Origin of the sequence: Sphingobium yanoikuyae, from assembly GCF_013001025.1 — a bacterium.
GTDB lineage: Bacteria > Pseudomonadota > Alphaproteobacteria > Sphingomonadales > Sphingomonadaceae > Sphingobium > Sphingobium yanoikuyae_A.
This window is the reverse complement of the sequence record NZ_CP053021.1, coordinates 4,366,763-4,391,356: the sequence shown is the minus strand read 5'-3', so window position 1 is coordinate 4,391,356 and position 24,594 is coordinate 4,366,763. Positions and strand designations below refer to the sequence as shown.

Sequence of the window (24,594 nt, the reverse complement as noted above, 5' to 3'; positions counted from 1 at the left end):
TCAGGCGGGGGCGGGACCGCTCGATTCCGCCTCCACCAGGCGCAGCGGCGGGGGCAGTTCGGCGGTCACGGCCTGCCCCTCGATCCGGTCGATCAACTGCTGGGTCGCGATCCGCGCCATGTCGCCAAAGGGGCGCCAGATGGTGGTGAGCGCCGGCGACACGACATGCGACAACAGGCTGCCGTCGAAGCCGACGACCGACAGCGACTGCGGAACGGCAATGCCCTTGATTCCGGCGCATTTGAGGACGCCGGCAGCCATGACGTCATTGGCCGCGAAGATCGCCGTGGGCGCGGTCGGCAGCGACAGGAAGCGCTCGGCGGCGGCAAGGCCCGACTGGAAGCCATAATCGCCCTCCGCCTCGTCCAGCAAAGTGACACCGGCGGCGGCCAGCGCCTCGACAAAGCCAGCCCGGCGCTCCTGCGCGGAAATGGCATTGGCCGGGCCGCCGACCATCGCGATGCGGCGATGGCCAAGATCGAGGAGATAGCGCGCCACCTGTGCAGCCGCCTCGCGCTCGGGCGACAGGATCACATCGGCATAGCCGGTGATCGGCAGGGCTGACAGGGCAACGGCGGGAATATGCTCGCGCGCCAGGGCTTCGGGCAGTCCGGCAATGCCCGATACCGGCGGCAGCACCACCAGACCGTCGGTGCGCGAGCGACGGACGAATTGCAGCACATCCTCGACCGATGCGGCGGCATCCATGGGCGTGGGATGGACCACCAGTTCATAACCGCGCCGGCCCGCTTCGCCCACGATACCGCGCTGCACGGCGTCGAGCACCAGCGCGTTGCGATCATTATGGACCATGCCGATCAGGAAGGAGCGGCCCATGGCGAAGGCGCGGGCGCGCATGGAGGGACGGAAGTTGAGCGCCGCAATCGCCTTCTGGACGCGCTCGCGGGTTTCCGCATTGACCTTGGGCGACTGGTTGAGAACCCGTGATACCGTGCGGATCGAGACGCCCACCGCAGCGGCGACATCGGCAATGGTGGAATCGCTTCCCTGCGGACTGTCCTTTGTTGATCGCATCTTTGCGGCTAGCCACAGGGGGAGGGAAATCGCAACCTGTTTGGGCTAAGGCCCTTTCAATGGATTCCCTGCTCCCCATCGGCACCGTCGCATGATCAACGCGCGGTTCGGCACATTTCGCGGTCTGGTGCGCCTGGCCCTGTCCTATCCGCAGCTCGCGCTGGGGCAATCGGCCACGCTGCGTCCAGACCCGGCCGAGGTGCGTCGGCTGGTCTTCGTCTGCCAGGGCAATATCTGTCGCAGCGCCTTTGCCGATGTGGTGGCCCACAAGGCCGGCGCCCGCACGGCCTCCTTCGGCCTGTCGACCACCACCGGACGACCGGCCCATGATCCGGCAATCGCGGCGGCGCAGGCCCTGGGCCATGACCTGTCTGCCCACAAGGCGCTCGACAGGACGGACTATCAGCCGCAGCCTGGCGACCTGCTGCTGGCGATGGAAGTGCGGCAACTGCATCGACTGGATGCCGATGCCCGCCTGTCGCACCTGCCGCGCCAGTTGCTCGGCACCTGGACACAGCCGATGATGCCGCATCTTCACGATCCCTATGGCCTGAACGATCGCTACATGGCGCATTGCCTGCAGCGGATCGAGCAGGCGGTGACGGCGCTGATCAGGACTTATCCCGGCGCAACGCCTTCCTGACGATCTGCCCCAGATCGCGCAGCAGCGGCCGGGGATCGCTGAAGCTGAAGACATAATAGCGCATGCACGGGTCGAGGAAGCCGAGCAGATAGGTGCAAAGGTCGCGCCATGGGCGGGCCCGGAAGAAGGGATCGGCGATCTTTCCCCCCATCAGCAATCGCAGCAGACGCTTGGTTTCCGGCACCATGTAGCGGGCGCGCAGGGTATCGTGGGGCAGGGGCGCCGCATCCGTTTCACCCAGCACCGCCCGGCGATAGGCTTCCCAGGCGAAATGGGCATGGCAATGGCCAGCCAGCGGCAAACTGCCCCAGAAACGGCCGTTCACCTCCATCAGCCAATAATGACCGCTGCCTGCATCATAGCGATATTCGACCATCGCCGGCCCCTGCCAGCCGAGCGCCCGCAGCAATTGTTCGGACAATGCCATCTGTTGCCCATGGCGGTCGCGCGGTTCGGCACGGCACAGGGTCGATACGCCCCCTTCGGGCGGCCATTCGTGCAGGCGGCGATGCTGGAAATGCAGGGTCGCATCACCATCGGCCATGAACAGCATCTGTCCCAGGCCAACACCGCCGCAATATTGCTGGATCATCGGCCAGATACCGACCGGACGATAGCGGGCAAGCAGCGCCTGCAACGCATCCGGCGTCCGCACATATTCCGCCTTGATCCATTCCAGCCCCGCCCGCTCAAGCAATGGCATCACCGCCGGCGGATTGGCCCATTTGGCGACCAGCGGATAGGGCATGGATGCGGCATGGGCCTGGAAATCGTCGCCGGCCATCGGTTGCCAGGTTCGCGGTATCAACAGGCCCTGCGCCGATGCGACCGCCAGGGTGCGACGCTTGTCGATCACCTGGTTGAGCGCTTCGGCGCGCGGAACCAATATATGGCAATCGCCGATCATCGGCGGCAGCAGCGCCAGATCGAGCAGATCGGTCTCCGAAATGGCGAAGACGGCGCGGGCACCGGTCCGGGCGATCAGGTCGGGCAGCCAATCAGCCGCCGGGCCTGACGGCCGATCGGTGCTGTCCGTGCAGTAGCGCGATGCCGCCGCGATGCCGGTTGCCGGCCCGACGCCATGGACCCGCACGCCATGGCGGCCGAGTTCCCGGACGATGGTCAGGCTGATCGCATTTTCCAGGCCGATGACGATCGCGCAGGGCAGGCGGCTCACGCAGGCACCAGCCGATGTTCGTAGCGCCAGGTCGCCCAGGCCTGTTGCGCGATGCGCAGGCCGGTGCGCAACCGGTTGGGCGGCACGCGGGTCAGCATGCGCGCGGGGGCATCGGCCAAGGTCGAGGAAAGATCGTGAAAGCCGGCAGGGCGTATGTCCGGCGTCGCGGCGGCAGTCCGGCATAATTGCTCGAACCGGCGCATCACCGTGCGGTTCGGGCGCATCCGATCGCGCGAGAGCATTTCGAAACTATGGGTGACGATGACGAAGGCATCATGACCTTCCTGCGCGGCGTGACGCATGCCGGCGCGCATTTCGGCGGCCGACATGGCGCAGATCTGCGCCGGGCGGAAATGGCCGGGGCGATCGACGATCCCCGATACGGGCAGTTCGACCAGCCCCTGGGCGCGAACCGCGCCGATCTGGCCGGCGTCCATGCTGATGCCGCATCCATGACCGAGATAGGCCGGATTGACGCTGCTGTCCCAGCCGATGCCGATCGCCGCCAGCGCCCGCAGCGTATCGTCATTGGCGCCGAAATTGCCGGCTCGGAACGCGCTGATCCGCGGGGCACCTGCCTGTTCCAGCAGGTCGCGGCCAAGGCCGAGGAGGGCGATCTGGTCGGCCAGGCTGAAATCGCCGATATTGCGCCCCTGTCGTCCTTCGACCGGCGAATGCGTGGCCCAGGCCAGCCATTCGCTATGCAGATGGAGCTGCACTTCATGCCCACGCCCGACGATGGCGGCGATGATGGGCTGGAGAAATGCGGGGCCGTGGATCAATGCGGGCAGGGGATCGAGGAAGAAGACGCCCTTGAGGCCATGACGGTCCATCAGGTCCATCTGCCAGCCGATGCCGAAAGCACCGGCCGCCGTATCACCCCAGATCGACTGGCGCAGATTCTGCTCAAGACCGACGCCGCGCTGGTGCAGCGCGGCGGACAATTCGGTGTCGATGGTGATGAGCAGCGCAGTCATGATCAGTCCGATCCGGAATGGGGACGATGATAGACGGCAGACGTTAAGGAGCCGTGATGTTTCTGACCCATGTATGGATCATTACGGCCTTTTAACGAGCTTTACCCCTTTTTTCTTGCCCTCTTGCCCGATCAGACGGCGTCGCGCCGCCCGTTCCTCATGCGAGGAGCGAAAATTCGCCATAATTGCCCTGGAAGAACAGCAATGGCCGGTCGGGCCGTTCCACTTCCAGTGCGACCACTTCACCCAGCACGATATAATGATCGCCGGCCTCATGCACGGCATGCAGGCTGCAATCGATCCAGGCGACGACATTGTCGATGATGGGCGATCCATTGTCGGATACGCGGTGCGACACGCCGGCGAACTTGTCAGGGCCCGGTGCCGCCAGCTGGCGGCAGAGCGGCTGCTGATCGCTGGCGAGGACATTGACGCAGAAGCGGCCGATCTGCTGGATGCGCGGCCAGCTGCCCGAGCTTTTGGCGGGGAAGAAGGCGACCAGCGGCGGATCGAGCGACACCGAAGTGAAGGAGCCGACCACCATGCCGACCGGGGTGCCATCCTCGGCGGACGCGGTGACGACGCATACACCGGTCGGATAATGGCCCAGGACGCGGCGGAAGGTGGCACTGTCGATCATGGTTGCACTGTTCATGCCATGGTCTTCCAGCAGACGATGGCGCAAGGCAAGCGAAACCGGTCAGAAACCAACCGGTCGTAGCGGATAGGGGCGGGGCTGGTGCCCCGCCACGATCATCAGAGTGCGATGCCGCCCGCGGCCAGCACGGCCAGCGTCAGCAACTCGGACGCGTTGGACGACATGGTCGCGATCTGCACCGACTTTTCCATGCCGACCAGCACCGGCCCGATCATCGACGTCCCGCCCAGTTCGCGCAGCAGCTTGGCCGAGATGTTGGCCGACTGCAGCCCCGGCATGACCAGCACATTGGCCGGGCCGGACAGGCGGCTGAACGGATAATTCTTCATCACGGTCGGATTGAGCGCCGCATCCGGTGTCATTTCGCCTTCATATTCGAAATCGACGTCGCGCTGGTCGAGCAGCTTCACCGCATCGCGCACATTGTCGAGGAAGGCGCCGGGGGGATTGCCGAAATTGGAATAGGAGAGGAAGGCCACGCGCGGGTCATGGCCCATGCGCCGCGCGACCGCGACCGTGCCCTCGGCAATGTCGGCCAGTTCGGACGCGGAAGGCCGTTCATGGACGGTGGTGTCGGCCAGGAAGACGGTCTTGTCCTTGGTCACCATGACATGGATGCCGAAGGGGGTACGGCCCGCAGCCGGATCCATCACCCGCTTCACCTCGCGCAGGGTCTGGCCATAGGGCCGGGTGACGCCGGAAATCATCGCATCGGCCACGCCCATCTTCACCAGCAGCGATCCGAAGATGTTGCGGTCGCGATTGACCATCCGCTCGCAGTCGCGACGCAGATAGCCGCGCCGCTGCAACCGGGTATAGAGAAGATCGACCATCTCGGGCACCAGCGGCGAATTGACGCTGTTGTGCAGTTCGAAGCTGTCGGGATCCCGGACGCCCAGTTCCTTGAGCTTGTCGCGCACATGGTCGCGGCCGACCAGCACGGGGATGCCATAGCCCAGTTCGCGGAACTGGATCGCGGCGCGCAGCACCACTTCCTCTTCCGCCTCGGCAAAGACGACCCGCTTGGGATTGGCCTTGGCGAGTTCATAGGCGCTGGTGAGAACCGAGGTGGTCGGATTGAGCCGCGCCTTCAGGGAATCGCGATAGGCAGCCATGTCGGCGATCGGCTTCTGTGCGACGCCAGTATCCATCGCCGCCTGGGCGACGGCGGCCGGCACCACCTCCATCAGGCGCGGATCGAACGGCGCGGGGATGATATAGTCGGGGCCGAAGCTGTGCGAACGGCCATAGGCCTTTGCCACTTCCTCGGGCACCTGTTCGCGCGCCAGGTCGGCAATCGCCTTGGCGGCGGCCAGCTTCATCGCCTCGTTGATGCCGGTCGCCCGCACGTCGAGCGCGCCGCGGAAGATGAAGGGGAAGCCCAGGACATTATTGACCTGGTTGGGGAAGTCCGACCGGCCGGTGGCGACGATCGCGTCGGGACGCACGGCATGAGCGTCAGGCGGCAGGATTTCCGGGTCGGGATTGGCCATGGCGAAGATGATCGGATTGGCCGCCATCGACTTCACCATATCCTGCGACATGGCGCCAGCGACCGAGAGGCCGAGGAACACATCGGCGCCCTTGACCGCTTCGGTGAGGGTCCGCGCGTCGGTCTTGACCGCATGGGCCGACTTCCACTGGTTCATGCCCTCGGTGCGGCCCTGATAGATGACGCCCTTGCTGTCGCACATGATGACGTTTTCGTTCGGGACGCCCAGCGCCTTGATCAGCTCGGTGCAGGAAATGGAAGCGGCACCCGCGCCGTTCACCACCACCTTCATGTCCTTCATGTCGCGACCGGTCAGCAGCGCGGCATTGATGACGCCCGCCGCCGCGATGATCGCGGTGCCATGCTGGTCGTCATGGAAGACCGGAATGTTCATCCGTTCCTTGAGCGTCGTCTCGATAACGAAGCATTCGGGCGCCTTGATGTCTTCCAAGTTGATGCCGCCGAAGCTCGGCTCCATCAGTTCGACCGCGTCGATGAAGCGATCGACATCCTCGGTCTTCAGCTCGATGTCGATGGAATCGACATCGGCGAAGCGCTTGAAGAGGACGGCCTTGCCCTCCATCACCGGCTTCGACGCCAGCGCGCCGAGATTGCCGAGGCCCAGGATCGCCGTGCCGTTGGAGATGACCGCGACCAGATTGCCCTTGGCGGTATAATCATAGGCGGTCGCCGGATCTTCAGCGATAGCGCGCACCGGCACCGCGACGCCGGGCGAATAAGCGAGCGAGAGATCGCGCTGCGTCGCCATCGGCTTCGACGCGATGATCTCGATCTTGCCGGGGCGGCCGGTCGCGTGGAAGAACAGCGCCTCGCGCTCGGAAAATTCCACATTTGACTTTTCGGTCATCGCGATACCCACATAATGGAACAATAGCGCCGCCCTAGCGGCAAGATTATCTTGTGGGCAAGTGCGAGAAGCGCAATTTTCCTGCCCTTTGGCGAAGCTCTGGTTTCAGCGGAGCGATCAGGCTATCCGCTTGCCCCATGGCCAATTCGACCTCCACCACCACCCAGCCTACCCCCATGATGGCACAATATTTCACCCTCAAGGCAGAGGCGCAGGATTGCCTGCTCTTCTACCGCATGGGCGATTTCTTCGAACTCTTCTTCGATGACGCCAAGATGGCGGCGGCGACGCTCGACATTGCGCTCACCAGCCGTGGCGAACATGCCGGGCAGCCGATCCCGATGTGCGGCGTGCCGGTGCATAGCGCCGAATCCTATCTCGCCCGGCTGATCAAGGGCGGCCATCGCGTCGCCATCGCCGAGCAGACCGAGACGCCGGCCGAGGCCAAGGCACGGGGCGGCAAGGCGCTCGTGGCACGCGCCATCGTCCGCTATGTCACCGCCGGCACGCTGACCGAGGAAACGCTGCTCGACAGCCGGCGCGACAATATGCTGGTGGCGCTCGCCCAGACCGGCGGAGAAGGTGAGCTGGGCCTGGCCGCCGCCGATATTTCGACCGGCCGGTTCGAGACGATGACGGTGCGGGCGGGCGACCTGCCCGCCGAACTCGCCCGGTTGCGGCCGAGCGAAGTGGTGATTGCCGAAGGTTCGACGCTGGAGGTCCCCAACAGCCATCCGTTCGACAAGGCGGCCTTTTCCAGCACCCGTACCGAAGACGCGCTCAAGCGCCTGTTCGCGGTCGCGACGCTGGATGGTTTCGGCCAGTTCAGCCGCGCCGAACTGGCAGCGATGGGCGGGCTGATTTCCTATCTCGACCATGCGGGGAAGGGCACGCTGCCCTTCCTGGCGCCGCCGCTCCGCAAGACCAGCGGCGCCCATGTCGCGATCGACGCGGCGACGCGCGAGAGCCTGGAAATCGTCGCGACCACCGGCGGCACCCGCGCGGGCAGCCTGCTGGGCGCAGTCGACCGGACCGTCACCGGGGCGGGCGCCCGGCTGCTGGCACAGGATCTGTCGGCGCCGCTGATGGATGCGCCGCTGATCGACGCGCGGCTGGGCCTGGTCCAGCTGTTCCATGATGATGCGACGCTGCGCAGTCAGTTGCGTGCGGCGCTGCGGGCGCTGCCCGACATCGGTCGCGCGCTCGGTCGTGTCGCCGTGGGGCGGGGCAGCCCGCGTGACCTCGGCCAATTGCGCGACGGTTTGGGCGAGGCGCGCTTGCTGCGCGAGCGGCTGGGGCGGCTGGCCGATCAGCCGCTGCTGCTGACCCAGTTGCTGCCGGCGCTCGACGGCCATGGCGCGCTGGTCGATGCGCTGGCGCGCGCATTGGTGCCGAGCCCGCCGACCGAAACCAATAATGGCGGCTATATCGCCGACGGCTTCGACCCGGCGCTCGACGAACTGCGCCGCCTGGCTGGCGACGGCCGCCGCGCGATCGCCGCGCTGGAGGCCCAATATCGCGAGCAGACCGGGATCAGCGCGCTCAAGATCCGCCATAATGGCGTGCTGGGCTATCATGTCGAGGTGCCGGCCCGCGCCGCCGACCAGCTGATGCAGCCCGAAAGCGGCTTCACCCATCGCCAGACGCTGGCCGGGGTCGTGCGCTTCAACTCGATCGACCTGCACGAACAGGCCGGACGGGTGGCGCAGGCCGGCGCCCATGCGCTGGTGGCGGAAGCCGCCCATCTCGAAACGCTGATCGAGGCGGTGCTGGACCGCAAGGCCGACATCGCCCGCGCCGCCGACGCGCTCGCCCGACTGGACGTTGCCGCCGCACTGGCCGAGCGGGCGGCCGAAGGCGGCTGGCAACGCCCCCATTTCGTGGTCGAGGACGGGGTCGGCCCCTGCCTCGACATTGTCGGCGGGCGCCATCCGGTGGTCGAGGATGCGCTGCGCGCGCAGGGCCAGCCCTTCGTCGCCAATGATTGCCGGCTGGTCGCGACCGACCGGCTATGGCTGGTCACCGGCCCGAACATGGGCGGTAAGTCGACCTTCCTGCGGCAGAATGCGCTGATCGTCATCCTGGCCCAGGCCGGCGCCTTCGTACCGGCGGGATCGGCGACGCTGACCCTGGTCGACCGCCTGTTCAGCCGCGTCGGCGCCTCCGACAATCTGGCGCGCGGCCGGTCAACCTTCATGGTCGAGATGGTCGAGACCGCCGCGATCCTGGCGCAGGCGACCGAGCATAGCTTCGTCATCCTGGACGAGGTCGGGCGCGGCACATCCACCTATGACGGCCTCGCGCTCGCCTGGGCAGTGGTTGAGGCGGTGCATGAGGTCAATCGCTGCCGCTGCCTGTTCGCGACCCATTATCATGAGCTGACGCGCCTGTCTGAAACGCTTGATGCGCTGTCGCTGCACCATGTGCGGGCACGCGAATGGAAGGGCGACCTGGTGCTGCTGCACGAACTGGCCGAAGGACCGGCCGATCGCAGCTATGGCCTGGCGGTCGCACGACTGGCCGGCTTGCCGCCCCTGGTGCTCAAGCGCGCCAAGGATGTGCTGGGCCGGCTGGAGGCAGGCAAGGCGAAGACCGGCGGCATCGCCGCGGGGCTGGACGACCTGCCGCTGTTCGCCAGCGTAGCAACCCAGGCCGAAGAGGTGGTCGATCCGTTGCGCGACGCGCTGGATGGCATCGATGCCGACGCACTGTCCCCGCGTGAGGCACTCGATCACATATATCGGTTGAAACAACTGGCCGCCGCCAGTCACCACGAGTAGACGAAAGCCATGGTCATGCAGTTCCCCAGCCTGGGGTCGCGCCGCGCGATCATTGACCGGCGCGCGATTTCCGACAGCATCAACGCCCTGGCGCAGGAGCACCGGGGCGATCCGATCAAGCTGCGCGGGCTGATCGTCAAGGAACTGAAGGCCGCCCTGGAGCATGGCCGCGAGGATGTTGCGCGCCGGCTGGAAGCCAAGCCGACGCGCGGGCGCGAGGCGGTGACGGCCTTTGCCTTCCTGATCGACCAGATCTTGCGGCTGCTCTACGACGCCACCACCCATCATCTTTATCCCGCCGGCAACCGCAGCACCGGCGAGCGGATCGTGCTGATCGCCGTCGGCGGCTATGGCCGGGGCGAGATGGCACCGCACAGCGATGTCGATATCGGCTTCATCACCCCCTGGAAGCCGACCGGCTGGACCGAGCAGATCATCGAATCCATGCTCTATTCGCTGTGGGATCTGGGGCTCAAGGTCGGCCATAGCAGCCGTTCGATCGACGAGACGATGCGGATGGCCAAGGCCGACCTCACCGTGCGCACCGCCCTGCTGGAAGCACGCTATGTGTGGGGCGACCGGGCGCTTTACGAGGAAGTGGCCGTCCGCTTCGACAGCGAGATCATGCAGGGCACCGCCCGCACCTTCGTCACCGAGAAGCTGGAGGAACGCGACGAGCGCCACCGCCGCATGGGCGACAGCCGCTATGTCGTCGAGCCCAATGTCAAGGAAGGCAAGGGCGGCCTGCGCGACCTGCACACGCTGTTCTGGATCGGCAAATATGTGAACCGGGTGAAATCGGTCGCCGACCTGGTCGATGTCGGCCTGTTGACGCAGAGCGAGCTGCGCCAGTTCCAGAAGGCCGAGGATTTCCTGTGGGCGGTGCGGTGCCATCTGCACATGATCACGGGGCGGGCCGAGGACCGGCTGACCTTCGACCTACAGCTGGAAACCGCGACGCGCATGCACTTCACCGCGCGGGCCGGACGATCCGGGGTCGAGCGCTTCATGCGCTATTATTTCCTCAATGCAAAGGCGGTCGGCGACCTGACCGCGGTGTTCCTGGCGCATCTGGACGACCAGTTGGCCGAGCGCGGACGCCGCTATATTCCGTCGATCTTTCGCCGGCCCAAGAAGCTGGATGGCTTCGTGCTGGATCGCGGGCGGCTGGCGCTACCGAGTGATGATTTCTTCCAGGCCGATCCGGTCCGCCTGGTCGAGATTTTCGCCGTGGCCGACAGGCATGGGCTGCAGATTCATCCGAGCGCGATGCGCGCGGCAAGCCGCGACGCTGGCCTGATCACCGCCAAGGTGCGCAAGGACGCACGGGCCAATGCCGCCTTCATGGATGTGCTGACCAGCCCGCGCGACCCGGAAACGGTGCTGCGCTGGATGAACGAGTCCACCGTGTTCGGCCGGTTCATCCCCGATTTCCGCCGCGTCGTGGCGCAGATGCAGTTCGACATGTACCATCATTATACGGTGGACGAGCATACCATCCGCGCCGTCGGCCTGCTGGCCCGGATCGAGAAGGGCGAACTGGCCACCGACCATCCGCTGGCGACCGAGCTGATGGGCAAGATATTGTCGCGCCGGGTGCTCTATGTCGCGGTGCTGCTGCATGACATCGCCAAGGGGCGCGGCGGCGACCACAGCATATTGGGCGCGGAAGTGGCGGACCATCTCTGCCCGCGCCTGGGCCTGACCGCCGCCGAGACCGAGACCGTCGCCTGGCTGGTGCGTTATCACCTGCTGATGTCGGCCACCGCCTTCAAGCGCGACCTGGCCGACTACAAGACGATCCTCGATTTCGTCGAAGTGGTGCAGAGCCCCGAGCGGCTGCGCCTGCTGCTGTGCCTGACCGTGGTCGATATCCGTGCGGTGGGGCCGGGCGTCTGGAACAGCTGGAAGCGGCAGTTGCTGGGCGACCTCTATGACGCGGCCGAGGAAGTGCTGCGCCTGGGCCACAAGCAGAAGGGCCGCAGCGAGCGGGTTGCCGCCAAGCAGGAGGCGCTGCGCGAGGCGCTGGGCATGGATGAGGCGACCTTCGCCGCCTTCAGCGGCCGCATGCCCGAAAGCTACTGGATCGCCGAACCGGACGATATCCTGGTCCATAATGCGCGGCACATATTGGAAGCGGGCGATTCTTCGCTGTCGATCGCCGCACAATATTATCCCCAGCGCGGCGCGACTTTGGTTACCGTCTATGCGACCGACCATCCGGGCCTGTTCTACCGCATTGCCGGCGCCATCCACCTGGCCGGCGGCAACATCATCGACGCGCGCATCCATACGACGCGCGATGGCGTCGCGATCGACAATTTCCTGGTGCAGGATCCGCTGGGCGGTGCCTTCCACAGTCCCGAGCAGCTGGCGCGGATCAAGGCAGCGATCGAGGATTCCCTCTCCAACCGCCACCGCATGATCACCAAGCTGGAAGCGCGCCCGCTGCCCCGCACCCGCGCCGAAGCCTTCCGCATCGAGCCCAATGTGTTGATCGACAACAAGGCGTCGAACCGCTTCACCGTGATCGAGGTGAATGCCCGCGATCGGCCGGCGCTGCTGTTCAGCCTGGCCAATGCCCTGTTCCAGTCGAAGGTCACGGTCCACAGCGCCCATGTCGCCACCTATGGCGAGCGCGCGGTCGATACCTTCTATGTCACCGACCTCTTGGGCGGGAAGATCGAGAGCAAGGCCCGGTTGCAGACGCTGGAACGGCGGCTGCTGGAGGCGGCCGGCGGCGAAGTGGGCGAGGCACTGGAGCGCGCCTGATCGCTACTTAGGCGCCTAAATTCTCAGGCAATGGTCATGACGTCGCCGGGTGACAGCAAAGGTAACAGGCGCAGCATGTCGTCGCGATCGACCGCGACGCAGCCGGCGGTCGGGCGTCCTTCGGACAGATGGAAGAAGATGGCGCTGCCCATGCCCGGCACCGGCGGCGCATCATTATGGCCCAGGATGACGATCACGTCATAAGCGTCATCGCTGCGCTGCAGGCTTTCGGTCGAGAAGGGGCGGGGCAGGCGCACGGGACGGTTATAGGCGGGATCGGCCGGATCGTCCGACCATCCATCCCCCGCATGGGTCCAGCGCCAGGGCAGGGCGATGCCGGCGGCGGCAACCTTGCCGGGGCGCAGCAGCACCGCGCGGATCGGCCAATTGCCCAAGGGGGTGCAACCATCGCCTTCGCGCTTGTCGGCCGCCGCGCAGGCCCCGCTGCGGCCGATGGTGCAGGCCATGTCGAGATCGCCGAAGCGCAGTCGCCCGGTGGCGACATCGACATGGATGACACTCACAGCTGGTGGCCGGTCCGGTCGCGCTTGGTGGCGAGATAGCGTTCATTATGCGGGTTGGCCGGCAGGATGATCGGCAGCCGCTCGACCACCTCGATCCCGGCCGCCTGCAAGCCGGCGACCTTCTGCGGATTGTTGGTGAGCAAGCGCACGCCGCCAATGCCGAGCAGGTCGAGCATCCGCGCCGCGACCGAGAAGTCGCGCGCATCGATCGCGAAGCCCAGCCGCACATTGGCGTCGACCGTGTCGAAGCCCTGATCCTGCAGCGCATAGGCGCGCAGCTTGTTGACGAGGCCGATGCCGCGCCCTTCCTGCCGCAGATAGAGCAGCACGCCCCATTGTGCGTCGGCGATCTGGTGCAGCGCCTGATGCAATTGCGGGCCGCAATCGCATTTCAGGCTGCCGAACACGTCGCCGGTCAGGCATTCGCTGTGGATGCGGATGACCGGGGGCGATGCGTCACGTTTGCCGACCACCAGCGCGACATGCTCGCGCGGCTCGTCGGGGCTGCGGAAGGCGATGATCTCCGCGCTCTCGCTCGCCGATACCGGCAGGCGGGCACGGGTGGCGATGGCGAGGTGAATGGCATCGTCATAATCGCCGACATCATCGGCGCTGACTTCCGCCTCGACCGGGCCGTTGCCTTCGGTGAGGAAATAGGCGGGCAGGATACCAGCCAAACGGGCCAGGCGCAGCGCCGCCTTGGCCGCCTGCGGCGCCGGCAGCGCGCGCGCACGGAACGGCCCCTTGAGCGGCGAGGCGAGGTCCAGCACCGGATCGGAAATCGAGGTCGCGACATCGGCGTCGATCCACGGCGCCCGTTCGATCAGCACCGGCAGATCGGGATCGGCCGCCGCCAGCTGGTTGGCGAGCTTCAGCGTCTCGGCGCGGGCGGCGGAAATCAGGATATCGGCCTGACCCTGCGGATCGAAATCGGCCAGCGTCACCGCATCCGCGCCCTCGATCGCAATCAGCCGGATGGCGCCATCAGGCGCGGTCAGGCGGATCGCCCAGCCGCGACGCAGCGCATCGATGGCGCGGGCAGCATCCCGCCCGTTCATCAGAAGGCGAACTCGGTGATGATCGGGATATGGTCGGACGGCTTTTCCCAGCTGCGCGCGGGTTCGACGACACGGTGGGCGACCGCCTTGTCGGCGACGTCCCTGGTCATCCACATATGGTCGAGGCGACGGCCGCGATCCGACGCCGCCCAATCCTTCGCGCGATAGCTCCACCAGGTGTAGAGCCGCGCCGGGGCAGGGTGAAAATGGCGGCCGATATCGACCCAGTCGTTCGACGCCTGCAACCGGCCCAGCAGCGCGCATTCGACCGGCGTATGGCTGACCACGTCGAGCAGCTGCTTGTGGCTCCAGACGTCACATTCCAAAGGCGCGATGTTGAAGTCGCCGGTCAGGATGGTCGGCTTGTTGTCGAGCGCGCCGGACCACTCGATCATCCGCTCGATGAAGTCGAGCTTCTGGCCGAATTTGGGATTGACCATGCGGTCGGCGACATCGCCGCCGGCGGGGACATAGACATTCTCGATCCGCACGCCATTGTCGAGGCGGATGCCGACATGACGCGCTTCGCCATTGGCCTGCCAGTCGAACCGGTCATCCTCATGGATCGGCACCTTGCTCATGATCGCGACGCCATGATGCATGCGCTGGCCGTTCAGCACCTGATGGACATAGCCCAGCCGCTTGAACATGTCGGTGGGGAAAATCTCGTTCACCACCTTGGTTTCCTGCAGGCAGAGAATGTCGGGCGCTTCCTCGGTCAGGAAGCGTTCGACGATGTCGATCCGGGCGCGGACGCTGTTGATGTTCCAGGATGCAATCGAAAGGGTATCGGCCATGAAAAGCACCTAGGGTGCCGCGCGCCCGCGCGCAAGCGCCGGACAAAGTAAGACCCCCGCTCCGGGGGCGTGGAACGGGGGTCTCGATCGCGCCCTTGAAGCGCTTTGCGACGGGAGCGGTGTGCCGGGTAACAGGGGGGAAATCCCGGTCTGCGTCTCTCGCCGTGATCTCTATCTAGGCGATCCGATATGAGCGGCAGATGAACGATGGCAGAAAGTTTTCAGCCCATCGTTCCTGCGGCCCGCCCTAGCCGTTCGGACGGCCGCGCGGACGCGGATCGGTCCAGCGGAAGGCGGAATCGGCGACCGGCACGCCATATTGCTGGTTCGACAGGCGCACCGCCGTGCGATTATTCTGCGCGTCGAGCGCGACCCAGCCATAAAGCTCCAGTCCGGCCGGCGACGCGGGCTTGCGCTTGAAGATCATGGTGATGGTGCCGAATTCGGGCCGCTTGGGATCCTTTGCCTGCACGCTCAGCACCGTCGGGTCGCCGGTGGGCACGACCGTGCCGAATTTCGACAAATCCTTGGTCGGGTCGATCAGCGCGGCCAGCGGCGAATTGCCGATCGGCCAGCGCTGCACCTGGCGCACCTCATAGTCGATCAGGGTCAGCGCCTTGCCATCGCCCACGATCAGCAGCGGCACGCCCTTTTCATATTGGAAACGGATCTTGCCCGGCTGCTTCAGGGTCAGCTTGCCGGTCAGCACCTGACCATTGCGGTCGGTCTGGCTGAAATCGGCGGTCAGGGTGGTGACGGCGCGGATATAGGCATTGACCTGATTGAGGTCGGACGGTGCCGCCTGCTGGGCGAGGGCATAGCCCGCCGGCACCGCAACCAGCGCGGTGGCGAGGGACAGGGCGACAGGCGCGAGGATGCGCTTCATGCAATCATCTCCGGGTTGTTCGGAAAAGGGGGCATAGGGGGTGGGGCTTGAACCCGCTGTGAACCTTGCTGTTCCATCGAAGGGAAAGGATCGATCGGAAAGACCAGACGGGGGAGAGCGGCCGTGAAATGGCTGGCTCGATCCCCCGTGCTCCCGCCTCGCCATGCCGGTCTTACCGGCGGCACCGCTCCAATTATGTTTATCGGCGCGGCAGCAGCGACGCCTGCCTAGACCGATTCGCGGACAAAAAAAAGGCTGATCCGAAGATCAGCCTGAAAAGTTTTTAGGAGAGGATGCCTGAAAGGCCTGTTCCTAATGTCCCAAAGCCCCTGTCACGACAAATGCGAAGGCAGCAAGCATGGTTGCACGGAACGCAATCGCTCAAGGAAAACAGGCATTTCGTAGCGTCAGAGCGGATTGCCATTCTCGTCACGCAGCACTTCGCGGCGGCCGACATGGTTGGGCGGACCGACCAGCCCTTCTTCCTCCATCCGTTCGATCAGACGTGCGGCGCTGTTGTAGCCGACTCGCAGCTGGCGCTGCAGCCAGCTGGTCGAGGCCTTCTGATTCTCGAACACCAGTTGGCAGGCCTTGCGGAACAGCTGCGCGTCCGGGCTGTCATCGCCCAGGTCCACGCCGTCGAGCGCGAAGCTGCCTTCCTCCGGCTCTTCCGTGACCGCCTGGATATAATCGGGCGCGCCCTGCGCCCGCCAATGGTCGGCAACCACGCGCACTTCATCGTCCGAAACGAAGGGACCATGGACGCGCATCAGGCCCTTGCCACCATGCATGTAGAGCATGTCGCCCTTGCCCAGCAGCTGTTCGGCACCCTGTTCGCCTAGGATGGTGCGGCTGTCGATCTTGCTGGTCACGAAGAAGCTGATGCGGGTCGGCAGGTTCGCCTTGATGACGCCGGTGATGACGTCGACCGAGGGACGCTGGGTCGCGAGGATCAGGTGGATGCCGGCAGCACGCGCCTTCTGCGCCAGACGCTGGATCAGGAATTCGACTTCCTTGCCCGCGGTCATCATCAGGTCGGCCAGCTCGTCGACCACCACCACGATCTGCGGCAACGGCTGGAAATCCAGCTGCTCCTCTTCATAGATCGGCTTGCCGCTTTCGGGGTCATAGCCGGTCTGGACGCGGCGGCCGAGCGGCTTGCCCTTGGCCTTGGCGGCGCGAACCTTCTCGTTGTAGTTGGCGAGGTTGCGGACCGAGATCGAGGCCATCATGCGATAGCGATCCTCCATCTGCTCGACCGCCCATTTGAGCGCGCGGATCGCCTTGCTCGGCTCGGTCACGACGGGGGCGAGCAGATGCGGGATGTCGTCATAGGTCGACAGTTCCAGCATCTTGGGATCGATCATGATCAGGCGCAGCTGGTCCGGCGTCATGCGGTAGAGCAGCGACAGGATCATGGCGTTGAGGCCGACCGACTTACCCGAACCGGTGGTACCCGCGATCAGCAGATGCGGCATCGGCGCCAGATCGGCGATGATCGGCTCGCCCGAGATATTCTTGCCCAGGATGATCGGCAGGGTCGCTTCCGCACCGAACTGCTCGCTGGTGATGAGTTCGCGGAAGGACACGCCCTCACGATTGGTGTTGGGCAGTTCGATGCCGATGACAGTGCGGCCGGGAATGGTGGCGACGCGCGCCGACAGCGCCGACATGTTGCGGGCGATATCGTCGGCCAGCGCGATCACGCGGCTCGCCTTGATGCCCGGTGCCGGCTCCAGCTCATACATGGTGACGACGGGACCGGGGCGGACCTCGACGATATTGCCCTTCACATGGAAGTCGTCGAGCACGCTCTCCAGCAAGCGGGCGTTGCGTTCCAGCGCAGCCTTGTCGATCTTCTGGCCCTGATTGGCGGGAATCGGATTGAGCAGGTCGGCGGACGGCAGCGAGCTGTGGCCGAACAGATCATCCTGCGACACCGGCGCGGTCGAGCGCTGCACCGGGGCGGGCTTGGGCGCCTGGATGGTGATCGGCGGCTTGGGCTCGTTCGACACCTGCTTGCGCGGCGCGATCACCCGTTCGACCGGACCGTCATCATCCTCGTCCAGATCGGCAGCTGCTCCCTGTCCTGCAAAGGCGAGCGAGGGGCGCGGCAGGCTGAGCCGGGGCAGGGTCGGGCGGCGGATGGTGAAGATCGGCTTTTCCAGCGCCAGGCTGCGATACCAGACGAACAGGCCGGCCAGCATGGCCACGACCACCAATATGCCGATGATCCAGCCCTGCGCGGCCGGCGCCTGGGCGGTCAGGCTCATCACCCCCTTGGCAGTGACAAGGCCGATCATGCCGCCCCAGCCGGAGGGTAGGCCGACCAGCGGATCAGGCTGGAACAAGGCCAAAGCGATGCCGATCAGGATGATGCCGACCAGGCATTTGCCGAACTGCGCCTTCCACCCAATCATCTCATGATCGCCCCACAGACGACGGGCGGTGATCCCCATCAGCGGCAGCAGCAGCGCGATCGGCACGCCGAACAGCAGCAGCAGCATGTCCGCCACCATGGCGCCGGGCGCGCGCATGATATTGGCGACATGATCGCCCGCCACCGTGTTCATCGACGGGTCGCTGGGCTGATAGCTCAGCAGCGCCAGCGCCAGGAACAGGGTCGCCAGAAACAGCGAGATCGCCCCGATCAGCGCGCCGCTGCGCACGATGCTGCGCTTGAGCATTTCGCGCCATTCCGGCGCGCGCTTGGCTCCGCGGCTGACAGCCATGGTCAAATGTCCCCCAAATGTTCCGTTCCGGCACAATGCGCCGAGCCAGGAGTCCTCGTCAAGCCTGCGGCCCATCGGCTCGTCCCGCCCCATCCGCAACATTGCGTATGTCGCGGGCCTGGGGCACAGGCGCAAAATGGGCGGCGAAAGGAGATGTCGCCATGTTCGCCTCTTTCTATCCCGCCTTTGTCGTGATTGCCCTGAGCAGCTTTGCGATCGTGCTGCTGGGCGTCAGCCTGCAGGATGCGATGCGAGGGCGCTGAGCGCATCGCCGTCGACGCGCTGCACGGTCCATTCGTCCATCGGCCGGGCGCCGATCGCCCGGTAGAAGGCGATCGCCGGCGCGTTCCAGTCGAGCACCGACCATTCGAGCCGGGCGCAGTCGCGCGCGATCGCCAATCGGGCGAGACGGGCGAGCAACGCCTTGCCGGCGCCGAGCCCCCGCGCTTCAGGCAGGACGAACAGATCCTCCAGATAGAGGCCCGGACGCCCCTCGAAGGTCGAGAAATTGTGGAAGAAGAGGGCAAAGCCGATCGGCGCGCCATCATGCTCGGCGATCAGCACCTCCGCCATCGGCCGGGGTCCGAACAGATAGCGGGCCAGCGTCTCGCGGTCGGCCTTCACTTCATGGGCCAGCTTCTCATAATCGGCGAGCGCCAGGATGAAATTCGCGATGGTATCGATATCCGTCGATTGCGCGTCCCTGATGATGACCTGGCTCATGCCGCTCCCGCTTCCACATGGGCGATATCCGCCCGTTTCGTGCGCGCGGCGATAAGGCAGCCGGCGACGATCAACAAGGCACCGGCAAGGGTAGTAAGCGTCAGTTGCTCGCCAAAGGCCAGCCAACCGAAGATCGCGGCCCAGACGAAGGCGGTATATTCGACCGGGATCAGCCGCTGGGCCTCCGCACGCGCATAGGCCCAGGCGAGCGCCGCGAGAGAGGTGAAGGCCAGGATTGCGGCCAGCAGAACCAGCGGCACCGCCGCTCCGGTCGGCACGATCGCCCAGGCCGGCGCGCCGATCGCAAACACACCCAGCATGACCAGATGCTGGAAGAAGGCGACCTCGATCGGCGAGGCAAGCTGGGCCTGCTGGCGCTGGAGGATCAGGTTCCAGGCGAACAGCATCGCCGAGAGCAGCACCGCGCCCGCCCCCATCAGCGCATCGCCATCATAGTCGCCGCGCATCCGCCCCGACAGGATCACGCCCACCCCGACCAGACCAAGCAGCGAGGCGCCGATCGCCTGCCGCCCGATCCGTTCCTTGAGCAGCAGCGCTGCCAGATAGAGCGCGATCAGCGGCGCGATGAAGGAGAGGGCAATGGCTTCGGCCAGTGGCAGGCGCATGATCGCCCAGAAGAAGAAGCTGGCCATCAGCGCGACCACCACGCCGCGCAGCAGATGCAGGCGCAGCACGGAAAGGTTGGGCCAGCGCTGGCGGGTGGCGAGCATCAGGACCAGCCCGAGCAGGCTGCCGGTGATCGCGCGCCAGAGCAGCGCGTTATAAAGGCCGATCGAGAGGCTGAGCCCCTTCATCGCCGCGTCCATCACCGAAAAGAGCGCGACGCCAAGGCAGCAGATGAGGAAGGGCAGCAGCACGGACGGGCTGCGGGGAGAGGAAAGCGGACGATCCATCGACGGGTGACTGGATCAGTCGCGACCGGGGCCGACGATCCTGCCGATATGCAATTCGTCGATATGAAGCCGGGTGATCCGTGCCTTGCCGATACGCAGTCGACCAATGGCCAGGGCGCCAACCGCTATTGCCCCCAATGCGATCGCGCCCAGGACCAATGTCCCAATAGCGGACGCGCCGACCGCCTGCGCACCCGTGGCGCCTGCGCCATGGGCGATGGCGGACCGGTCGGCGCTGTCCGTCATTCCGCCGCCTGGACCTGTCCCGCGTCGGTTGCCGCCGCTTCGATCTCGGCCGCCTTGGCCTCGACCAGCCTGACGATATGGTCGACCATGTCGGCATCCTGGATCGTGTGATCGGTGACGCCCGACAGATAGACCATATGCTTGCCATTGCCGCCGCCGGTCAGGCCGATATCGGTCTCGCGCGCTTCGCCCGGACCGTTGACGACGCAACCCAGCACCGAGAGCGAGAGCGGCGTGTTGATATGCTGCAGCCGTTCCTCCAGCGCCTGGACGGTGCGGATCACGTCGAAGCCCTGCCGCGCGCAGCTGGGGCAGGAGATGACCTTGACGCCGCGGGTGCGGATGCCGAGCGTCTTGAGCATCTCATAGCCGACCCGCACTTCCTCTTCCGGTTCGGCCGAGAGCGAGACGCGGATCGTGTCGCCAATGCCGGCCCAGAGCAGATTGCCGATGCCGATCGCGCTCTTGACCGTGCCGCCGATCAGGCCGCCGGCTTCGGTGATGCCCAGATGCAGCGGGCAATCGACCGCATCGGCCAATTGCATATAGGCCGCGACCGCCAGGAATACGTCGCTCGCCTTCACCGCGACCTTATATTCGTGGAAATCCTGGTCCTGCAGCAGCTTGATATGGTCGAGCGCGCTTTCGACCAGCGCTTCCGGGCAAGGCTCGCCATATTTTTCGAGCAGGTCGCGTTCCAGACTACCGGCGTTGACGCCGATGCGGATCGAGCAATTATTGGCCTTGGCGGCGTCCACCACTTCCTTCACCCGCGCGGCCGAACCGATATTGCCGGGATTGATGCGCAGGCAGGCAGCACCGGCATCGGCGGCTTCCAGCGCGCGCTTATAGTGGAAATGGATGTCGGCAACGATCGGCACGCGCGCGGCGCGGACGATCTGTTTCAGCGCCGCGGTCGATTCCTCGTCCGGGCAGGACACGCGGATGATGTCGACGCCGGCATCCTCGCAGCGACGAATCTGGTCGATCGTCGCCTTGACGTCATGGGTCAGCGTGTTGGTCATGGTCTGCACCGTGACCGGCGCACCGCCGCCCACGGGGACGTTGCCGACCATGATCTGCCGCGACTGCCGTCGGGCGATGTCGCGCCAGGGGCGCAGGCCGGGATTATGTTCGGACATGAAAAGGGGCTCCAGATCTCTGGAGCCCCCTATAAGCATTAACGCAGCTTTTTAGAAGCGCGCGGTCAGCGATGCGGCAACCTGGTCCGCATTGCCGCTGGTCTGCGCCAGGGTCGTGGCGGTGACGGTGGCCGGCGACGGGAAATAGCTGTCCGGGCGGATGATGTTCGCCTTTTCCACCCAGGTATGGGCGTAGGCGACGTTCAGCGCGAAGGCCGGCGAGATATTCCAGGTCGCGCCGCCCGTCAGCCACACGCGGTCGCCATCGGGCACGCGGGTGGTCAGATGCTGCGGATTGGTCGGCGAACGGTCGAACATGGTGCCGGCGCGCAGCGTGAAGGCGGGGCTGAAATCATATTCGCCGCCCAGGCTGACGCTGTAGCTGTCCTTGTAATCCAGTTCCTTGTTGGTGGTGCCGGTGGCCGAGGTGACCTCGATCCCCTTGAAGCTGGACCAGCCATACCATTTGCCGGTGATCATCGCGCGCAGGTTCGGCGTCAGCTTGTGCATGAAGGACACGGTGACGATATCGGGCAGGTCCAGCGGTGCCGAGGCATCGAACTCGCCATTGGCGGCGCTGAGCGGCGTCACCAGGCCGGAAATGGTCTGGGTGCCCTTGAGCTTGTGGTTGATGCCCGACCGATAGTGGACGCCGACATTGGTGGTGCCGTTGGTGTAGAACAGGCCGGCGTTCCAGCCGACGGTCCAGTCGTCGCCCTTCAGCTTGGTGAAGCCGTCGGTGGTGACCAGCGGTGACACCTGCGGCAGCGCGTTGGTCAGGTTCGCCTTCACATATTGCACGTCGACGCCGCCGCCGATCGAGAAATTGTCGTTCAGCTTGAACGCGGCAGACGGCTGGATGTTGTAGGTCTTGAGGTCGGTGTAGATCGAGTCATAGCGACCGAAGAAACCGTCATCATATTCCAGCTTCAGGCCGAAGGGCGCGTTGACGCCCAGACCCAGCCACAGCCGGTCGGTGACCTGCGCCGAAGCGTAGAAATTGGGGACCGGGATGACGCTTTCGAACGGCTGGCCACCGTCATTGCCAGTCACCGGCACGCGGGCGGTCGAACCGGGGACCGAGCGATAGCTGCCACGGTTGGTCTGGTGGGCGGAAGCCATCAGGGCGTTGACGCCGGCCGAAACCTGGACGCCCGACAGCTGGGTCATGGCGGCAGGGTTGAAATAGATGGTCGAGGGATCGTCACCTGCAGCGGCGCCGCCAGCCATGGCGCGGCCGGTTTCCACCGGCGACTGTTCCTGAAGATAGAAGCCACCGGCCAGCGCCGGCATCGGTGCGACGATCGCGCCGGTCAGCAGGATGGTGGGAAGAATGCGACGGCGAAGGGACATGGCGTTTCCTCTGCTAAAAACTCATTTGGCCATTTGGTGCGGGCGCTTAAACGCCTCATGCGACTTATGGAACCATGCGCATAACAGCTATCCCGACGATTTCTACAGGCGCCAATGACGGATTTCCGCGATTTTTCGCTCAATTGCCCGGATTTCGCCCGGCTGGACGCTACGGCAAGTGCCGCCCTGTTGCGCCAACGTCACAGGTGAAAAAAAAAGCCGCCCCGAGGGACGGCTATGAAGTTTTAGGAGAGGATGCCTGAAAGGCGAGTTCCTTTTGCGGCCAGGCGGCGTTCGTCGCAAATGCGAAACATGATGGCGCGATTGCGTTTCATGCAACCGGTGTCATAAATCCATGTTTCCCTAAGGGAAATTCCGCATGAAATAATGATAGCGATATCAATTTTGCGCGCTGCGACAGGCTATTTCGCCGCTTGCAATCGCTGATCGACGCCCGAATCACGCAAATGGGATTCGATTTCGGCCAGCAGGCGCGCCAATCCCGCAGCATCCGACGCCTCCGCCCGCGCGGTCAGCGCATTCTGGGTGTTGGACGCGCGCAGCAGCCACCAGCCATCGACAGTGCGGACGCGAGCGCCATCGATCGATTCCACGATTGCGCCGGATGCAACCAGGCGATCGCGCAGGTCTTCGATGATCGCGAACTTGCGGTCTTCCGGCACGGCAATGCGGATTTCCGGGGTGTTGACCATTTCGACCATGTCACCGCGCAGGTCGGTGACGGTGCGGCGCAACCGCGCAGCCGCGCGGATCAGGCGAACGGCGGCATAGAGTCCATCATCAAAACCGTAAAAATCATCGGCAAACATGATGTGGCCGGTCATCTCGCCACCCAGTGGACTGCCAATCTGCTTCATTTTGGACTTGATATGGCTGTGCCCGGTCTTCCACAGCACCGGCTCACCGCCCAGCCGCGCAATCTCGTCGAACAGGGCCTGGCTGGCCTTCACATCTGCGACGATCGGGGCGCCGGGACGATCCTTCAGCACGACCTGCGCGAACAGGCCGAGCAGCTGGTCCCCCCAGATGATCCGGCCCAGGCCATCGACCACGCCGATCCGGTCGCCATCGCCATCGAAAGCCACACCGAAATCGAGCTTCCTGGAGAGGACAAGGGAACGAAGATCGGCCAGATTCGCTTCTTCGGTAGGATCAGGATGATGGTTGGGAAAATTGCCGTCTACATCGGTGAAGAGCAGATGATGCTCACCCGGCAGGAGTTGCACCAGCTTCTCCACGACCGGTCCTGCGGCGCCGTTTCCCGCGTCCCAGCCGATCCGCCAGGCGGCGCCGTCAAAATCGCGCACCAGCCGTTCGACATAGGCCGGCATGATATCGACATCGCGCACCCGGCCTTCGCCCGCCAGCCAGTCGCCGGCCGCCGCCATCGCGCCGAGCTGCTGGATCGCCTCGCCATGAAAGGGCGCATGATCCAGGACCAGCTTGAAACCATTCTGATCTGCGGGATTATGGCTGCCGGTCACCTGGATGGCGCCCGCCACGTCCAGTTCGGCCTCGGCATAATAGAGCATCGGCGTGGGACCTAGGCCAACGCGCAGCACATCGACGCCGCTGTCGGTGAGGCCGCGCACCAGCGCGCCCTCCAGCATGGGCGAACTCAGCCGCCCGTCATAGCCGACCGCGACCGCTGATCCGCCGACGCGCCGCACCCAGGTCGCGAAGCTGCGTCCCAGCGCATAGCCGTCCGCTTCCCCGAGCATCGGGCCAACAACGCCGCGCATATCATATTCGCGCAGCAGGGTCGGATGGAAGCGATGGGCCATATAGTCCTTTCT

19 protein-coding genes are annotated in these 24,594 nt (G+C 65.2%); 3 read left to right on the top strand and 16 right to left on the bottom strand.

Going from position 1 to position 24,594, the window contains the following annotated elements; all coding sequences use genetic code 11:
* Entirely contained in the window at positions 1–1,035 is a 1,035-nt protein-coding gene (locus HH800_RS21180) for a LacI family DNA-binding transcriptional regulator (RefSeq protein WP_169862240.1), read from the bottom strand.
* A 91-nt stretch (positions 1,036–1,126) separates the two neighbouring features.
* Between HH800_RS21180 and HH800_RS21175 the strand changes: the two genes are divergently transcribed.
* Positions 1,127–1,678 carry a phosphotyrosine protein phosphatase gene (locus HH800_RS21175; RefSeq protein WP_169862239.1) on the top strand — a complete coding sequence of 184 codons (552 nt, stop codon included), beginning with the start codon at positions 1,127–1,129 and terminating at the stop codon, positions 1,676–1,678.
* Here HH800_RS21175 and HH800_RS21170 read toward each other — a convergent pair.
* The 4 genes from HH800_RS21170 to HH800_RS21155 all read right to left on the bottom strand — a co-directional run bounded on the left by HH800_RS21170 (position 1,647) and on the right by HH800_RS21155 (position 6,850).
* Positions 1,647–2,855 (bottom strand): carboxylate--amine ligase, encoded by a 1,209-nt coding sequence (locus tag HH800_RS21170; RefSeq protein ID WP_169862237.1) that lies wholly within the window; start codon positions 2,853–2,855, stop codon positions 1,647–1,649. The genes HH800_RS21175 and HH800_RS21170 overlap by 32 nt on opposite strands.
* Complete coding sequence (locus HH800_RS21165; RefSeq protein ID WP_169862236.1) at positions 2,852–3,832, bottom strand: polysaccharide deacetylase family protein; 981 nt, start codon at positions 3,830–3,832, stop codon at positions 2,852–2,854. The genes HH800_RS21170 and HH800_RS21165 overlap by 4 nt, the downstream gene beginning before the upstream one ends.
* 157 nt (positions 3,833–3,989) lie before the next feature.
* On the bottom strand, positions 3,990–4,487 hold the full coding sequence (locus HH800_RS21160) for a flavin reductase family protein (RefSeq protein ID WP_099231219.1): 498 nt from the start codon (positions 4,485–4,487) through the stop codon (positions 3,990–3,992).
* A 101-nt stretch (positions 4,488–4,588) separates the two neighbouring features.
* Positions 4,589–6,850 carry an NADP-dependent malic enzyme gene (locus HH800_RS21155; RefSeq protein WP_169862235.1) on the bottom strand — a complete coding sequence of 754 codons (2,262 nt, stop codon included), beginning with the start codon at positions 6,848–6,850 and terminating at the stop codon, positions 4,589–4,591.
* Positions 6,851–6,987: 137 nt separating this feature from the next.
* Here HH800_RS21155 and mutS point away from each other — a divergent pair, with 137 nt between their 5' ends.
* On the top strand, positions 6,988–9,630 hold the full coding sequence (mutS, locus tag HH800_RS21150; protein ID WP_169862234.1) for a DNA mismatch repair protein MutS: 2,643 nt from the start codon (positions 6,988–6,990) through the stop codon (positions 9,628–9,630).
* A gap of 9 nt (positions 9,631–9,639) precedes the next feature.
* Positions 9,640–12,402, top strand: coding sequence for a [protein-PII] uridylyltransferase (locus HH800_RS21145; RefSeq protein WP_169862233.1), 2,763 nt, complete (start codon positions 9,640–9,642; stop codon positions 12,400–12,402).
* Between the two features lie 23 nt (positions 12,403–12,425).
* Here HH800_RS21145 and HH800_RS21140 read toward each other — a convergent pair whose 3' ends face one another.
* The 11 genes from HH800_RS21140 to pgmG form a co-directional block, all read right to left on the bottom strand.
* On the bottom strand, positions 12,426–12,926 hold the full coding sequence (locus HH800_RS21140; RefSeq protein WP_169862232.1) for a L,D-transpeptidase family protein: 501 nt from the start codon (positions 12,924–12,926) through the stop codon (positions 12,426–12,428).
* Complete coding sequence (gene ribA, locus HH800_RS21135; protein WP_169862231.1) at positions 12,923–13,984, bottom strand: GTP cyclohydrolase II; 1,062 nt, start codon at positions 13,982–13,984, stop codon at positions 12,923–12,925. Before ribA ends, HH800_RS21140 begins: the two co-directional genes overlap by 4 nt.
* The gene (gene xth / locus HH800_RS21130; RefSeq protein WP_169862230.1) at positions 13,984–14,781 is read right to left on the bottom strand and encodes an exodeoxyribonuclease III; all 798 of its coding nucleotides are present in this window, start codon (positions 14,779–14,781) and stop codon (positions 13,984–13,986) included. Before xth ends, ribA begins: the two co-directional genes overlap by 1 nt.
* Positions 14,782–15,028: 247 nt before the next feature.
* Entirely contained in the window at positions 15,029–15,667 is a 639-nt protein-coding gene (locus HH800_RS21125) for a LolA family protein (protein ID WP_004209221.1), read from the bottom strand.
* 407 nt (positions 15,668–16,074) lie between these two features.
* Positions 16,075–18,399: an FtsK/SpoIIIE family DNA translocase gene (locus tag HH800_RS21120; RefSeq protein WP_097384943.1), complete on the bottom strand. Its 2,325-nt coding sequence runs from the start codon at positions 18,397–18,399 to the stop codon at positions 16,075–16,077.
* Between the two features lie 231 nt (positions 18,400–18,630).
* A complete protein-coding gene (locus HH800_RS21115; protein ID WP_048938002.1) occupies positions 18,631–19,122 on the bottom strand; it encodes a GNAT family N-acetyltransferase in 492 nt (163 codons plus the stop codon).
* Positions 19,119–20,036, bottom strand: coding sequence for a DMT family transporter (locus tag HH800_RS21110; protein WP_169862229.1), 918 nt, complete (start codon positions 20,034–20,036; stop codon positions 19,119–19,121). Before HH800_RS21110 ends, HH800_RS21115 begins: the two co-directional genes overlap by 4 nt.
* Positions 20,037–20,051: 15 nt before the next feature.
* Positions 20,052–20,282, bottom strand: coding sequence for a hypothetical protein (locus HH800_RS21105; protein ID WP_169862228.1), 231 nt, complete (start codon positions 20,280–20,282; stop codon positions 20,052–20,054).
* A complete protein-coding gene (gene ispG, locus HH800_RS21100) occupies positions 20,279–21,424 on the bottom strand; it encodes a flavodoxin-dependent (E)-4-hydroxy-3-methylbut-2-enyl-diphosphate synthase (RefSeq protein WP_063975989.1) in 1,146 nt (381 codons plus the stop codon). The genes HH800_RS21105 and ispG overlap by 4 nt, the downstream gene beginning before the upstream one ends.
* Positions 21,425–21,475: 51 nt before the next feature.
* Entirely contained in the window at positions 21,476–22,777 is a 1,302-nt protein-coding gene (locus HH800_RS21095; RefSeq protein ID WP_004209213.1) for an OmpP1/FadL family transporter, read from the bottom strand.
* A gap of 422 nt (positions 22,778–23,199) precedes the next feature.
* Positions 23,200–24,582, bottom strand: coding sequence for a phosphoglucomutase/phosphomannomutase PgmG (gene pgmG, locus HH800_RS21090; RefSeq protein WP_169862227.1), 1,383 nt, complete (start codon positions 24,580–24,582; stop codon positions 23,200–23,202).
* Between the last annotated feature and the right edge of the window lie 12 nt (positions 24,583–24,594).